Source organism: Nitratireductor sp. GISD-1A_MAKvit, from assembly GCF_040819555.1.
Lineage (GTDB): Bacteria > Pseudomonadota > Alphaproteobacteria > Rhizobiales > Rhizobiaceae > Nitratireductor.
The window spans coordinates 2,524,691-2,539,836 of the sequence record NZ_CP161920.1 but is presented as its reverse complement, the minus strand read 5'-3'; the positions used below and the strand labels follow the sequence as shown (position 1 = coordinate 2,539,836).

The window sequence follows — 15,146 nt, the reverse complement described above, 5'->3', positions numbered from 1 at the left end:
GGCTGTATCATGAGTGGCGTCAACGACATCCGGTCGACCTTTCTCGACTATTTTAGGAAAAACGGACACGAGATCGTGGCCTCCGGTCCGCTCGTCCCGCGCAACGATCCGACCCTGATGTTCACCAATGCCGGCATGGTCCCGTTCAAGAACGTGTTCACCGGCCTGGAGACAAGGCCATACGACCGTGCGGTGACGGCGCAGAAGTGCGTGCGGGCAGGTGGCAAGCACAACGATCTCGACAATGTCGGCTACACGGCCCGCCATCACACCTTCTTCGAGATGATGGGCAATTTCTCCTTCGGCGACTATTTCAAGGATCGCGCGATCGAGCTTGCCTGGAACCTGGTCACGAAGGAATTCGGTCTCGATCCGAAGCGTCTGTTGGTCACCGTCTACCACACGGATGACGAGGCAGCCGGCTTCTGGAAGAAGATTGCCGGACTTCCCGACGACCGTATCATCCGCATCGCCACGAGTGACAATTTCTGGGCCATGGGCGACACGGGTCCGTGCGGACCATGCTCGGAAATCTTCTACGACCACGGCGATCACATTCCTGGCGGCCCTCCCGGAAGCCCGGATGAGGACGGTGACCGGTTCATCGAGATCTGGAACCTCGTCTTCATGCAGTTCGAACAGCTTGCGCCGGAAGAGCGGGTCGATCTGCCGCGTCCCTCCATCGACACGGGCATGGGGCTTGAGCGGGTTGCCGCCGTGCTTCAGGGCGTACACGACAATTACGACATCGATCTTTTCCGGGCGCTCATCCACGCTTCCGAAGAGGCCACGGGTGTGCGTGCGGAGGGTGCGCAGCATGCCAGCCACAAGGTGATTGCCGATCATCTGCGTGCGTCGAGCTTCTTGATCGCCGACGGCGTTCTGCCTTCCAATGAGGGGCGCGGCTATGTGCTGCGCCGCATCATGAGGCGTGCCATGCGCCATGCCCAGCTTCTCGGGTCGAAGGACCCGCTGATGTGGCGCCTCGTGCCGGCGCTGGTGCGCGAGATGGGCCGGGGCCTATCCGGAACTGGTGCGCGGCGAGGCGCTCATCACCGAAACGCTCAAGCTTGAGGAAACCCGCTTCCGCAAGACCCTGGCGCGCGGTCTGACGCTGCTCTCCGACGCCACCAGCTCAATGGGTGAGGGCGACCTGCTCGATGGCGAAACCGCCTTCAAGCTCTACGATACCTACGGTTTCCCGCTCGACCTCACGCAGGATGCCCTGCGCCAGCGCGGCATCCATGTGGACCTGACCGGTTTCAAAGACGCGATGGAACTGCAGAAGGCCGAGGCGCGCGCAAACTGGGCCGGTTCCGGCGAGGCCGCCACGGAGGCCGTCTGGTTCGCCGTCAAGGACAAGACCGGCGGCAGCGATTTCCTCGGCTATGAGACCGAGGAAGCCGAAGGCGTGGTGACCGCCCTCGTTCGCGACGGCGCGATGGTCGATCACGCAGCCGATGGCGATGAAGTGGCGATCGTCACAAACCAGACCCCGTTCTATGGAGAATCCGGCGGTCAGGTGGGCGACACCGGCGTTATTTCGGGCGAAGGTTTTTCCATAGGGGTGGCAGACACGCAGAAGAAGGGCGACGGGCTTCTCGTCCATTTCGGTCGTGTCGAGAACGGAAAAGTCAGAACCGGCGATGTCGTGGCGCTGAAGGTGGATCATGTGCGCCGCGCGCGCATCCGGGCCAACCACACCGCCACGCATCTCCTGCACGAGGCGCTGCGCGAGGTGCTGGGCACACATGTGGCGCAGAAAGGCTCTCTGGTCGCGCCCGAGCGGCTGCGCTTCGACTTTTCCCATCCCAAGCCCATTTCGGACGATGAACTTGCCCGCATCGAGGACATCGCCAATTCCATCGTCTTGCAGAATGCTCCGGTCGAGACCCGTCTCATGGCTGTGGACGAGGCCATCGAGGCCGGCGCCATGGCGCTCTTCGGTGAAAAATACGGCGACGAGGTTCGTGTTGTCTCCATGGGCACCGCGCATGAGGGCACCAGGGCTGGAAAAACCTATTCGCTGGAGCTGTGTGGTGGCACACATGTGAAGGCCACGGGCGATATCGGCCTGATCCGCATCGTCTCCGAAAGCGCTGTGGCCTCAGGCGTGCGCCGCCTGGAAGCACTGACGGCCGATGCCGCGCGGCATTATCTTGGCCAGCAGGAGCAGCAACTGAAGCTTGCTGCCAGTGCCTTGAAGGTTGCCCCCGCCGATGTGAGTGCTCGCCTTGAGACCGTCCTTGAAGAGCGCCGCAGGCTCGAGCGTGAACTGTCGGAGGCGCGTCGCAAGCTCGCCCTTGGCGGTGGAGCAGGCGCAAGCGATGACGGCAAGGAAACCGTCGCCGGCGTGGGCTTCATGGGCCGTGTGGTCGATGGCATTTCGCCAAAGGACCTCAAACCGCTTGCCGATGATGGCAAGGCTTCGCTGGGCTCCGGTGTCACCGTATTCGTCGGGACGTCGCAAGAGGGCAAGGCCAGCGTCGTGGTCGGTGTAACGAAGGACCTGACCGAGCGCTTCAGCGCCGTGGATCTCGTCCGCGTCGCCTCCGCCGCCATCGGCGGCAAGGGCGGCGGCGGGCGTCCCGACATGGCTCAGGCCGGCGGCCCCCGACGGCTCCAGGGCGGCCGAGGCCATCGCAGCCGTTAAGGCTGCGATGGAAGGCTGAGCCCTCGCTCCTGCAGGCAAGAAAAGGAAAACGCGGGTCCCGGAGGGAGCCCGCGTTTTTTTGTTATCTGCGAGGAAACACGAAAAAAAGCCGCGGATGAAACCGCGGCTCTTTGTCTTGCCTGACGAAGGGCTGGTGGTTAGCCCATCGCCTTCTGCAGGTTCTCCTCGATCTTGTCGAGAAAACCGGTGGTCGAGAGCCACGGCTGATCGGGGCCGATGAGCAGCGCGAGATCCTTGGTCATGTGGCCGGATTCCACCGTGTCGATGCAGACCTTTTCCAGCGTGGCAGCGAATTTCGCCAGCTCCTTGTTGTCGTCCAGCTTGGCACGGTGGGCAAGGCCACGCGTCCACGCAAAGATCGAAGCAATGGAGTTGGTCGAGGTTTCCTCGCCCTTCTGGTGCTGGCGGTAGTGACGCGTCACCGTGCCGTGTGCAGCTTCAGCTTCCACCGTCTTGCCGTCCGGCGTCATCAGAACCGAGGTCATCAGGCCAAGCGAGCCGAAGCCCTGTGCCACCGTGTCCGACTGCACGTCGCCGTCGTAGTTCTTGCAGGCCCAGACATAGCCGCCCGACCATTTGAGCGCCGAAGCGACCATGTCGTCGATCAGCCGGTGCTCATAGGTGATGTTGGCTTCCTTGAACTTTTCCTCGAACTCGGTCTCGTAGATCTCCTGGAAGATATCCTTGAAGCGCCCGTCATAGGCTTTCATGATCGTGTTCTTCGTGGAGAGATAGCACGGCACCTTGCGCATCAGCGCATAGTTCATCGAAGCACGGGCGAAGTCGCGGATGGATTCATCCAGATTGTACATGGCCATGGCCACACCCGATCCCGGCGCGTCGAACACTTCGTGCTCGATGGTCTCGCCATCCTCACCAACGAACTTGATCGTCAGCTTGCCTTTGCCGGGGAATTTGAAGTCGGTTGCGCGGTACTGGTCGCCGAAGGCGTGGCGGCCGACGATGATCGGCTGTGTCCAGCCGGGGACCAGGCGCGGGACGTTCTTCATGATGATCGGCTCGCGGAAGATCACGCCACCCAGAATGTTGCGGATCGTGCCATTGGGCGAACGGTACATGCGCTTGAGGCCGAATTCCTCGACGCGCGCCTCATCCGGCGTGATGGTGGCGCATTTCACGCCGACGCCATATTTCTTGATCGCATTGGCTGCATCGACGGTGATCTGGTCGTCTGTCTCGTCACGTGCCTCGATGCCGAGGTCGTAATATTTCAGGTCGATGTCGAGATAGGGATGGATCAGCTTTTCCTTGATGAACTGCCAGATGATCCGTGTCATCTCATCGCCGTCGAGCTCGACGACCGGATTGTCCACCTTGATTTTACCCATGAAAAAGCTCCGCAATTGTGGTGTGATGCTGCACGGCGAGGAGGGGCCGCGCAAAGGTCGGCTGCCCTATAGCATTCCTTGCAGAAAGCGCAAAGCGGGCAGGCGTTTTGTTTCTGGCAAACGGTCCGAGCGGCGACATCAGACTTTCGTCCCAGATGCCCCATCGATGCGTGAAATGGCGCTGGATCTGATGCACAATCGGGCAAAGCGAGCCGTGCGGAGCCTGTCGTGAAACCCGTGATCGACGCCACGCCCCTGATCGCCGCCAGTGCGGTGGCGTTCGACACCGAGACCACCGGTCTCGATGTGAAGGAAGCACGCATATTGCAGCTTGGCGGCATGGCGGTGGTTGAGGGACGGCTGAAGACATCCGATGTTTTCGAGGTGCTGGTCGATCCAGGGGTGCCCGTCCCGCAGCGCTCCACGGCCATTCACGGCATTACAGGGCAGATGCTGCGCACCGCACCGGGATTCGCAGATGCATGGCGGCGTTTCGAGACGTATCGCAGCGGCCGGCTCCTTGTTGGATATGCGGTTGGCTTCGATCTGGCGGTTCTGGAGCGCGAGGCGCACAGGGCCGGCCTCCTGTGGCAGGCGCCGCGAACCCTTTGTGTGCGGATGCTGGCGGGCATCGTCAATCCGCAGCTTCCCGATGCTTCCCTTGATGCCATTGCCGCCTGGCTGGGGGTTGATACGACCGGACGCCACAGTGCCGGGGCCGACGCGCGCATCGCAGGCGAGATTTTCACGGCCCTTGCTCCGCGCCTCATCGAGCGCGGCATCCGCACGGTGGCAGAAGCCGAACGGGCCTGCAGCCTGCGCACGCAGGCATTGCGGCAGCAGGCAGAAGCCGGCTGGAGCGAGCCGTTTCTGCGGCGCAGTGGCGCGGCCCGGCACGCTCTTGAAGCCATCGATCCGTATGCGTTTCGTCACAGGGTCCGCGAAGCGGCAAACACGCAGCCCGTGGTGGTGCGGGAGGGCGTCTCTGTTCATGAGGCCACACGCCTTATGGCAGATCGCCGCATCAGTTCCCTGCTACTTTCTCCCGACGGCGCCACGGGCAGCCATATCGATGACTATTCCATCGTGACCGAACGCGACGTTCTGCGGGCCGTGGCATCCTCAGGCAAGAAGGTTCTCGGCAGACCGGTTTCCGAATTCGCGATCCGTCCGGTGATCTCGGTGATGGAGGATGACTTTTTCTACCAGGCGCTCGGCCTCATGCATCGCAGGCAAATCCGCCATCTGGCAGTTCTGGATTCGGCAAGGCGATTATCGGGCATCATTTCGGCCCGTGACTTCCTGAAATTCCGCGCCGGCGCTGCGGTCGATCTTCAGCGACGTATAGAAAACGCTCAGACATCGGCCGATCTCGCGGGTGCCTGGTCCCGGGTGGCGGTCTTAGCATCCGCACTTCTTGACGAGGAGATAGACGCACGCATCATCGCCGAGATCATTTCCGGAATCCTTTGTGCGATCACGGCGAGCGCCTGCAGAATGGCCCTCCAGAGCATGGAGACCGACGGTCTGGGAGCACCCCCTTCGCCGTTTGCCGTCATGGTTCTCGGTTCGGGCGGTCGCGGCGAAAGCCTGCTGGCGGCCGACCAGGACAACGCACTGGTTTTCGCCAGGGGGGAACCGGAGGGGCCGGAAGACCGCTGGTTCTGTGAATATGCGCACCGTTTCACCGACAATCTGCATGCGGCAGCGATTCCGCTTTGCAAAGGTGGGGTGATGGCTCGCAACCCGCAATGGCGGGGCGCGCGGGCACTATGGTCTCGGCGTGTGGATGAGTGGGTGGAAAAAGCGCGCCCCGAGGATCTGCTCAATGTCGACATTTTCTACGATCTGCGTGCCGTTTACGGTGAGGAGGATTTTGTCACCACGCTGGCCACCCATGCCTGGGAAAGGGGGGCAGAACGCATCACCTTTGCCAAGCTGCTTGGAGAAAGCGTGCGTGAGGTCGGCAATCCGTTCACTCACTTTGGCGGTCTCCGAGAGGAAAGCGGGCGGCTGGATCTGAAGCGTCACGGTCTGTTTCCGATTGCCGCGTTTGCGCGTGCGCTGGCGATCCGGCATCATCTGCCAGAACCTTCCACCCGCAGGCGCCTCGAGGCACTGGCCGAACTGCCTGCCATGCCGCGAAACGATCTCCTGGCCCTGCGAGATGCACACCGTTTTCTGCTTGCGCGGGTGCTTGAACAACAGGTGGAAGACATTGCCGCCGGCATTCCCCTTTCAAACCGCATCGAGCTCGACCGGTTGAGTTCCCGTCAGCAGAACACGCTCAGAGACGCACTCAAGACCGTCGCGCTCATTCCCGAGCTTGTGCGTGGGGCGATGTTCTCCTCCTGACCAACTGCGTGCTTTACCGCAGCGCGTGAAGCGGGTAACAGCTGCGCATTATGGCAGGAACAGACAAACAGCAGGACATGCTCGCCGAAGGCCCGGCAATCATTCTGGTTGAGCCGCAACTGGGCGAGAATATCGGCATGGTCGCGCGCGCCATGGCCAATTTCGGTCTCGCGGAGCTCAGGCTCGTCAATCCGCGCGATGGCTGGCCGAATGAAAAGGCACGCGCCGCCGCCAGCAGGGCAGACCACGTGATCGATGCAGCGGCAGTGTTTGCAACGCCGGCGGATGCGGTGGCGGATCTCAACTTCGTCCTGGCAACGACAGCGCGCCCGCGTGACAATTTCAAGCCGGTCCGCGGCCCGGTGGAGGCTGCTGCGGATCTGCGCAACCGTTATGCCGGCGGCCAGAAAACCGGCATCATGTTCGGGCGGGAACGCTGGGGGCTCACCAATGAGGAAGTCGCACTCGCCGATGAGATTGTCACCTTTCCTGTCAATCCGGCCTTTGCGTCGCTCAACATCGCGCAGGCGGTTCTGCTCATGTCCTATGAGTGGATAAAAACGGGCGATCAGGCCGTCAGGCCGCCCGAGCGGGTGCTTGAACCAGCGCAGAAGCAGCATATCGAAAGCCTGATGTCCTATCTCGACACGGTTCTGGATGAGCGCGGCTATTTCCGAACCGAGGACAAGAAGCCGAAGATGATGGAAAACCTTCGCGCTCTGTTCACGCGACCGGGATTCACGGTCGAGGAACTCGCCGTGCTGCGTGGTGTGTTGAGTTCGCTTGAGAAATTCTCACCGAAAAATCCGCGCGGCTCAGGCGCGCCTGACCGGAGCTGAGAATGGAAACCCGGCCGATCCTTTTCTTCGATTCGGGCATTGGCGGCCTGTCCGTTGTCAAGGAAGCACGCATTCTCCTGCCGGGACGACCCTATGTCTACGTTGCAGACGATGCGGCCTTTCCCTATGGCGCGTGGGAGGAGGAGGCATTGCTTGAACGAATGGTCGGCCTGTTCAAGGAGCTTGTCGAAACCTACAGACCCGTTATGTCGGTCATCGCCTGCAATACGGCCTCGACACTGGCCATACACAGGCTGCGCGCGGCTTTTCCCGACGAGACCTTTGTGGGCACTGTTCCCGCCATCAAGCCGGCCGCGGAGCGCACTCGTTCGGGCCTGGTCTCCGTGCTTGCCACGCCGGGCACGGTCAAGCGACAGTATACGCGCGATCTCATCCGTGATTACGCGGCCAAATGCCATGTGCGACTGGTCGGCAGTGAGAATCTCGCGGCCCTTGCCGAGCAATACATGCGCGAGGGTTTCGTGGATGAGGCGGCTGTCGAGTGCGAGATTGCTCCCTGCTTCGTGGAGCAGGATGGCAAGCGCACAGATATCGTTGTGCTGGCCTGCACGCATTATCCGTTTCTGGTGAACCGCATGCGCAAGACGGCGCCCTGGCCGGTGGACTGGATTGATACATCCGAGGCGATTGCAAGGCGGGCGCTTGCGCTGGCGAGCGATTTTCCCGCTTCCTGGACCGAAGGAAACGGGCAGGATGTTGCCCACTTTACGTCAGGTTCACTGGTAGAGGGCTATCGCCGGCTGGTCGCTGGATTCGGTTTCAGGGTGCGCTGAGCGTGTGAAGCGTTTTCTTCGTTTCGGTTGACAAGCGGCCAGCTCTGGCATAATCACCCGCTCAAGCGCGATGGCTCCGGCCGCCGCGCTTTTTAACGTGTCCCGTGGACAAGGCCGCAAATGCGTGAGCGGCATGTCCTGTCAGGCTTCGGAAACGGAAGCCAGAGGAGGGCGCGTTTCCTTCGTCCGAAGTTTTTAACTTCGGTGTTTTTGATTTGAAAGGGAATGCGATGAGCAAGCGCCATTCAGCCAAGTACAAACTCGATCGCCGTCTTGGCGAAAACATCTGGGGTCGTCCGAAGTCTCCGGTCAACCGTCGTGAATATGGCCCCGGCCAGCACGGTCAGCGCCGCAAGGGCAAGCTTTCGGACTTCGGTCTGCAGCTGCGCGCCAAGCAGAAGCTGAAAGGCCATTACGGTGATATTTCGGAAAAGCAGTTCCGCAAGACCTATGAGGAAGCCAACCGCCGCAAGGGTGACACCAACGAGAACCTGATCGGTCTCCTGGAGTCCCGCCTGGACGCCATTGTCTACCGCGCCAAGTTTGTTCCCACGATCTTCGCTGCGCGCCAGTTCGTGAACCACGGCCACATCATGGTCAATGGCCGCCGCGTCAACATCCCGTCTTACCGCTGCAAGGCCGGTGACGTGATCGAGGTGAGGGAGAAGTCCAAGCAGCTCGCCATTGTTCTGGAAGCCACGCAGCTCGCCGAGCGCGATGTTCCAGATTATGTCGAGGCCGACCACAACAAGATGGTTGCCACCTACCTTCGCGTTCCTGCGATTTCCGATGTGCCCTACGCGGTGCATATGGAGCCGAACCTGGTTGTCGAGTACTACTCGCGCTGATAGCTTTCGGCAGGTAATTCGGAAGGGGCGTCCTGCCATTGGCCGGGCGCCTTCTTTTTTGCCGATTCACGGGATGAGACGGGGTGTCCGATGAGAGATATGGTGACGGGGACCACTATGCGGATGGGGTTGCTGCTTGCCCTGTTTGTCGCACTTTGGACAACCTTCGCCACCCTGACGCAACTCAACCTCGATGGCTTCGGCGACATGCTTGAAAACTACTCCTGGGGCATTGCCTGGGAGCAGGGCTATTACAAGCACCCGCCGTTTTTCGCCTGGATCACCGCAGCCTGGTTTGCCGTGTTTCCCAACGCCGACTGGGCCTATTATCTGCTGTCGGCGGTCAACGGCGCGGCGCTGATGTTCGCCAGCTGGCGCATCGCGCTGCGTTTTCTCGATCCATGGCGGGCGTTTTTCGCCACCGCGCTGTTCTTCTTTCTTCCACCGGTCACCTTTCTCGCACTGAAATACAATGCCAACTCGGCAATGCTGCCCTTCTGGGCGGCAACCGTCTGGTTCTACCTGCGTTTTCTTGAGAAAGGACGGTATTCGGATGCCGTGGCGCTGGGGGCGCTGGCGGCCGCGTCGATCCTGATAAAATACTTCTCAGCCGCGCTGCTGGGGGCGATCGTACTTCATGTCCTGTTCGACAGGGAGGCCCGGTCACTCCTGACGAAACCGGGCGTGTGGGTTGCGAGCTTCGCCTTCATCGCCTTGATGACGCCGCACCTGCTGTGGCTGGTGAACAATGATTTTCTTCCGCTTGCCTATGTCGGCGAGCAGGGCGACGGTTCGGCGCTGATCGGGCTGACATCCGCTCCCCGGTTTGTTGGTGCTCTTCTTGCCTATCTGTTGCCGGTGATTCTGGTGCTTCTTGCGGTGCTTCTGCGAAATGGTCGTGATGCCTGGTTCGACCCGGCTGCCTTTCTGGCGCTGCGCAAGACACTCGCCGGCCGGGCCCTTTTGTGGACCGGCTTCGGGTCTCTTGGTCTTACCCTGATGCTGGGTGCGGTCTTTGCCGTTCAGTTCAGCTCGGTCTGGGCGCTGCCACTCTATTTCGCATCGCCTATCTTCCTGATTCTGTGCGTAAAACCGGCTCGCCTGGAGCGCCAGAAACTGGCGTTGCCTTCCATTCTTGTGCTCTATGGCGCCTGCCTTCTGGCCCTCACTCCGTTTATCTACAGGCAGGAAGCGCAGAAGACTTCGCACTATAATGACGTGCCGGTGAAAGCGTTGGCGCTGCAAATTGAAAATGCCTGGAAACAGCGTTTCGAGGCACCGCTCACCCATGTGGCGGGCGACAAGATTCTGGCCAGCGGAACGACGTTCTACACGCCCTCGCGCCCCTATTCCATGCAGGCCAATTCCTACGCTCTGACGCCATGGATTACGCCTGCAAAGGTGGCAGAGAAAGGCATGGCAATTGCTTGTTTTGAAGGACAGAATGACTGTCTTGCCGCTGCCGAAAACCTCTCCGGCGGGACCTTCGAGGAAGCTGAAATCTCGGTGCCGGGCTTCGGCGGAAAGAGACACTGGAAAGTGCGTCTTTTCTTCATTCCGCCCGCCTCTGAAAACACCTGATCCGCATTTTCCCGAAAACGGTCGGTTTTTCCCGAATCCTGCCTGAAACGCAGGAATTCGGGCCAAAACCCCGTCAAATCAGCCGATCTTCGATCGACCAGCGCGCTGCAAAGAAATTGAGGATGGCGCCCACCACGATCCCGATCAGCTTGGCGGCAAAAAGACCGGTGAAGGGGGGCAGGATGTAGACGGCGAGGGTGGACGAGCCGAGCGAGATGATGCTGCCGCTAACGGCGAATTTTGCAAAGGCCCGGTGCAGGCTGAAACGCTCGCCGCGCTCAAACGTCCAGCGTGAATTGACGGCGAAGGAAAAGACGACCGCAATGGCCCAGCCAAGAAAATTGGCAAGCAGCGCGGGGACGGAAACGGCCACGAGGGCAGCGAAGCAGGCAAGATCGATCAGGGTGTTCAGCACACCGACCACGGCAAAGCGGCCAAGCTTTCGGGAAAGGGCCGCTCTGGTCTTCCGTTTTCATGACGTGCCCCGTTTGATCTGAAGCACCGCGCTCTCAAGACGCTGGTTGAATGCTTCGGATGACAATGCTTCGCGTTCTTCGCCGCGCGTGTCGGTGAGCACATCGCGGGACCGCAGCACGGCATCCACTTCTCCGGGATGGCACATGATGACGCTGCCATCGGGAGCCCTGTCGATGAACAGATCGAGTGCGCGGGCAAACGCGCCACGGCGCCGCCAGTCGTAGAAGCCGCACAGCGGGCCCTCGACCACGAAGCCGTGCCGCCGCATTTCGGCGTCGAAACCGCGCGCAAGCAGCCGGGCGACCATGACTTTTGCCTTCACGAGAGCAGGCACGGCGCGAAGGGTCGGCGCACCGCGAAGCCACGGACGTCCGGACGTTTCATAAGCGGCAAAACGCCTTGCAAGCCATTGGCGCACAGGCGGAAGGAAATGGACATGCTGATGTCCGTCGATGAAATCGGGGTCGCGGCCAAAAAAGTCGCGGAAGCGGGCAAGCTGAGCGTCCGCCTCCGTGGCGACTGCCTCGCTGTCGCTTCCTGTCAGCAGCCTCTTCAATTCGGGCATGGTCCGGCCCGTGGAGAGGGCAGGGTAGTCGGTGAGGGTGAGGTGCAAGCCGATGGCAAACGAGCCTTCGGTGTCGCGCAGCGCGCTTGCGTGCTCTTCCCAGTCGCCAAAGAGCGTCATGCAGCCCGTTCCGCTCAGCCGCCCTGCGGACAGGAGCTTGCGAATGGCACTGCTCACGCCGGGCGAAAGCCCGTAATCGTCCGCAATCAGCCAGACGGAACGGCGGGGTTCATCGCTCATGGGCCACACTGCCGGTCTTGCGGAGATTGGCCGGTGAACCGGCGCTTGAGCTTTCCACGGATTTCACGATGTAGTTGGGCCGGTTCTTGGCCTCGCTCAGCGCCGACCAGACATATTCGCCGACCAGTCCTGTCAGCGCCAGATTGAGCCCGCCCAGAACGAGAACGGCCACGATCAGGCTTGGATAACCTGGGACAAGAACACCGGTGAACAGAACCTCGAGCAGGATTTTCAGGCCATAAAGAAATCCCATGACCGCCACGGCCGTTCCAAACAGGGAGACCATGCGCAGGGGCACGACGGAAAAGGAGGTGAAGCCTTCCAGAGAAAAGGCAATCAGCCTGCGTCGCGACCATTTGGTTTCACCCGCCTGCCGGTCGGCCGGCCCTGTAGAGAACACGCTCCTGCCGGAAACCCGTCCACGCATAGAGCCCCTTGTTGAAGCGGCGCTGATCGCGCAATTGTCGCAAGGCGTCGGCAAAGCGGCTGGTCATCACGCGAAAATCACCCGCATTGGCCGGGATCTCGTAGCGCTGGCCCATATTGATGAGCCAGTAGAACCCGTTGGCGAGATAGCGCCCCAGCGAGCGGGTCTCCGCACGGTCGGACCGCACGGCATAGACCATGTCGAGGTCGGGATCGGCAATGAGGCGACCGATCATGTCGAGCGCTACATCCACCGTGTGCTGAAGGTCGGCATCCATCAGGAGAACATAGTCTCCCGCGGAATGGTCCAGCCCGGCCAGAATGGCGGTCTCCTTGCCGAAATTGCGTGCAAGCGTGATGAGCGACCAGTCTCCGGTCATGTGTTCGCCATAGAGCGTACCACCGCCATCGGTGCTGCCGTCATCGATGAAGATGACATGCGTGTCGAGGTCGAAGCGCTCCTTGACCTGTCTGGCGAGATCGCCCGCAAGGGCGCTGAACCCGGCAGCGCTTTCGCGCTCGTTGAGGAAGGGAACCAGAATATCGAGCCGTTTGGCCACGCGCGCAGTCTCCATAAAACCGTGTTTTGCCCGCTGAAAGTGGAAAATGCCTATTCGTTAAGTCGCCTTGCCGCAAGGCTTCTGATAGGAAGGCGCAAAATCACATGTATCGACAGAGGCATGCTCATGCATAGCACCTTGGCGCAGCCGAAAGAACCGAATGCCTTTGACGAGGCGGTGGCGGAGGGCGCGGATGTGACGCCACCCTTCATGAAGGGCATGCCGTCTTCCGTGGAATTCAACAAGTTGCGCAAGCGGCTTCTGCGCCAGACAAGGCAGGCCATCGAGGATTTCGCCATGGTGAAACCGGGTGAGCGCTGGCTGGTGGCGCTTTCGGGCGGCAAGGATTCCTACGGCCTGCTTGCGGTGCTGATGGATCTTCAGTGGCGCGGGCTGCTTCCGGTCGAGATTCTGGCCTGCAACCTGGACCAGGGCCAGCCGAACTTTCCCAAACACATCCTGCCGGACTATCTGGACAGTATCGGCGTGGCACACCGCATCGAGTATCAGGACACCTATTCGGTGGTGACGGAGAAACTGCCCGAATCAAGCACCTATTGCTCGCTCTGCTCACGCTTGAGGCGCGGCCATCTTTATCGGATCGCACGGGAGGAGGGATGCTCCTCACTGGTGCTCGGTCATCACCGCGAAGACATTCTTGAAACCTTCTTCATGAACTTTTTTCACGGCGGCAGGCTGGCTGCGATGCCACCCAAGCTATTGAACGACGAGGGAGACGTGATGGTTTTGCGTCCGCTCAGCTATTGCGCGGAGACGGATCTGGCGAAGTTTGCCGAGGCCATGAAGTTTCCGATCATTCCCTGTGATCTCTGCGGCAGCCAGGACGGGCTGCAGCGCAACGCGATGAAGGCGATGCTCACCGACATCGAAACCCGCATGCCAGGCCGCAAGGACACGATGATCCGGGCGCTGACCAATGCGCGCCCGTCTCATCTGCTCGATCGCAAGCTCTTTGATTTTGCAGGGCTTACACGGGCTGATTGACCGCGTGGAACATGCGGCCCCGTTCGCCGATCAGGACCAGAACGATGGCGATTGACCCGGTGATGAAATAACCGGCGGCCAGCGGGACGGTGGAGCCGTCGAACATCTGGCCGATGAAGGCACCGATCAGCCCGCCACCAAGCGTGGTGAGAAAGCCCTGTGTGGCGGCCGCCGTTCCGGCGACGTGACCCAGGGGCTCCATGGCGATGGAATTGAAGTTCGCGCCGACCCAGCCGAACTGGAACATGGCCACCGAAAACAGCACGAAGAACAGCACGAACGGCATGTAGCCGAATGCGGCCAGAACCAGCCAGACAAGGCTGACTGCGGTGAACCCCACCAGTGCCGTGTGAGACAGGCGGCGCATGCCGATGCGGCCCACAAGGCGCGAATTGGTGAAAGAGGATATCGCCATCAGGCCAGCACCGATGGCAAACAGTATCGGAAACCAGTCGGCGAGATCAAACGTGTCGATGTAGATCTGCTGCGCGGAGCTGATGAACCCGAAAAGGGATCCGAATATGCTGGTGGTGGCCAGCGTGTAGCAAAGCGCGATGCGGTTTGTGAGGACGAAGCCAAAACCCTTGGTGATGGAGGAAAACGTCAGTTCGCGCCGGTTTTCGGGCGCAAGGGTTTCGGGCAGGCGGAACGCGGCCCACGCGCCGAAGATGACCGCAAGCACAGCCATGGCAATGAAGATCTCGGACCAGTCTCCGAAAATCATGATGAGCTGTCCGATGCTGGGCGCAATGACGGGAATGACCATGAAGACCATCATGACCATGGACAGGACTTCTGCCATCTGGCGACCTCCGAAGACGTCGCGAATGGCTGAAACAGCGATAACGCGCGTCGTGGCAGCTCCGATTCCCTGCAGGAAACGCAACAACAGAATGGCGCCGAAACCGGGAGAAAAGGCTGCGACCAGCGACGCTGATACATAGAGCGCGAGGCCGAAGAAGAGTGGCGCCCGGCGCCCGAAACGATCAGAAACCGGACCGAAGATCAGCTGACCGCCACCAAGACCGGCCAGATAGGCAGTGACGATGTACTGGCGCGCATTTTCGTCGTGGACACCCAACTGAGCGCCGATCTGCTGCAGGGCCGGCAACATGATGTCGATAGCAAGCGCATTGAGCGACATGAGTGCCGCCGCCAGAGCGATGAACTCCGCACGACCGAGGGGTTTCTGCGGCTTCAGGGTTTCATCTGTGACGGGTTTTTCCATATCTCTCTCCAACGGACATCCAGCGATCACAGGACACGCCTGAAACCGCTCTCAAACGCCACCCCGGTTCGGCGCGGCATGCATGTGCTTCGCGGTGCGGGACAATCCCGGATTGAACCTCCGACGCGAAAAAATGCGCTGGCGGAAACCAGCGCATTGTCAGTGAGGAGCCACCCGGCGGGCAGGCTCTATCCCGAATTCGGTA

12 protein-coding genes and 1 pseudogene are annotated in these 15,146 nt (G+C 60.8%); 7 read left to right on the top strand and 6 right to left on the bottom strand.

Going from position 1 to position 15,146, the window contains the following annotated elements; translation table 11 throughout:
- The first annotated feature begins 9 nt into the window (after nt 1-9).
- Nucleotides 10-2,672 (top strand): annotated as a pseudogene (gene alaS / locus AB2N04_RS13375) (alanine--tRNA ligase).
- A 139-nt stretch (nt 2,673-2,811) separates the two neighbouring features.
- Here the strand turns inward: alaS and AB2N04_RS13370 are convergent.
- Nucleotides 2,812-4,023 (bottom strand): NADP-dependent isocitrate dehydrogenase, encoded by a 1,212-nt coding sequence (locus AB2N04_RS13370; protein WP_367714933.1) that lies wholly within the window; start codon nt 4,021-4,023, stop codon nt 2,812-2,814.
- Nucleotides 4,024-4,251: 228 nt separating this feature from the next.
- Here AB2N04_RS13370 and AB2N04_RS13365 point away from each other — a divergent pair, with 228 nt between their 5' ends.
- The 5 genes from AB2N04_RS13365 (at nt 4,252) to AB2N04_RS13345 (ending at nt 10,440) form a co-directional block, all read left to right on the top strand.
- Nucleotides 4,252-6,378 carry a DUF294 nucleotidyltransferase-like domain-containing protein gene (locus AB2N04_RS13365; protein WP_367714932.1) on the top strand — a complete coding sequence of 709 codons (2,127 nt, stop codon included), beginning with the start codon at nt 4,252-4,254 and terminating at the stop codon, nt 6,376-6,378.
- 50 nt (nt 6,379-6,428) lie between these two features.
- Entirely contained in the window at nt 6,429-7,217 is a 789-nt protein-coding gene (locus tag AB2N04_RS13360; RefSeq protein ID WP_367714931.1) for an RNA methyltransferase, read from the top strand.
- A gap of 2 nt (nt 7,218-7,219) precedes the next feature.
- Complete coding sequence (gene murI / locus AB2N04_RS13355) at nt 7,220-8,011, top strand: glutamate racemase (protein ID WP_367714930.1); 792 nt, start codon at nt 7,220-7,222, stop codon at nt 8,009-8,011.
- A 230-nt stretch (nt 8,012-8,241) separates the two neighbouring features.
- Complete coding sequence (gene rpsD / locus AB2N04_RS13350) at nt 8,242-8,859, top strand: 30S ribosomal protein S4 (RefSeq protein ID WP_367714929.1); 618 nt, start codon at nt 8,242-8,244, stop codon at nt 8,857-8,859.
- Nucleotides 8,860-8,961: 102 nt separating this feature from the next.
- Nucleotides 8,962-10,440 (top strand): glycosyltransferase family 39 protein, encoded by a 1,479-nt coding sequence (locus AB2N04_RS13345; RefSeq protein ID WP_367714928.1) that lies wholly within the window; start codon nt 8,962-8,964, stop codon nt 10,438-10,440.
- 73 nt (nt 10,441-10,513) lie between these two features.
- Here the strand turns inward: AB2N04_RS13345 and AB2N04_RS13340 are convergent, their stop codons facing one another.
- The 4 genes from AB2N04_RS13340 to AB2N04_RS13325 are packed head-to-tail and all read right to left on the bottom strand — an operon-like array spanning nt 10,514 to nt 12,708.
- Nucleotides 10,514-10,864, bottom strand: a complete 351-nt coding sequence (locus AB2N04_RS13340) for a GtrA family protein (RefSeq protein WP_367714927.1) — start codon at nt 10,862-10,864, stop codon at nt 10,514-10,516.
- Nucleotides 10,865-10,912: 48 nt separating this feature from the next.
- Nucleotides 10,913-11,722 carry a ChbG/HpnK family deacetylase gene (locus tag AB2N04_RS13335; RefSeq protein WP_367714926.1) on the bottom strand — a complete coding sequence of 270 codons (810 nt, stop codon included), beginning with the start codon at nt 11,720-11,722 and terminating at the stop codon, nt 10,913-10,915.
- Nucleotides 11,712-12,122 (bottom strand): hypothetical protein, encoded by a 411-nt coding sequence (locus AB2N04_RS13330; protein ID WP_367714925.1) that lies wholly within the window; start codon nt 12,120-12,122, stop codon nt 11,712-11,714. The genes AB2N04_RS13335 and AB2N04_RS13330 overlap by 11 nt, the downstream gene beginning before the upstream one ends.
- Nucleotides 12,085-12,708: a glycosyltransferase family 2 protein gene (locus AB2N04_RS13325; protein WP_367714924.1), complete on the bottom strand. Its 624-nt coding sequence runs from the start codon at nt 12,706-12,708 to the stop codon at nt 12,085-12,087. The genes AB2N04_RS13330 and AB2N04_RS13325 overlap by 38 nt, the downstream gene beginning before the upstream one ends.
- A 210-nt stretch (nt 12,709-12,918) precedes the next feature.
- On the opposite strand from AB2N04_RS13325, the gene ttcA reads away from it, so the two are divergent.
- Nucleotides 12,919-13,713, top strand: a complete 795-nt coding sequence (gene ttcA, locus AB2N04_RS13320; protein ID WP_367718815.1) for a tRNA 2-thiocytidine(32) synthetase TtcA — start codon at nt 12,919-12,921, stop codon at nt 13,711-13,713.
- Here ttcA and AB2N04_RS13315 read toward each other — a convergent pair.
- A complete protein-coding gene (locus AB2N04_RS13315; protein WP_367714923.1) occupies nt 13,697-14,941 on the bottom strand; it encodes a multidrug effflux MFS transporter in 1,245 nt (414 codons plus the stop codon). The genes ttcA and AB2N04_RS13315 overlap by 17 nt on opposite strands.
- Between the last annotated feature and the right edge of the window lie 205 nt (nt 14,942-15,146).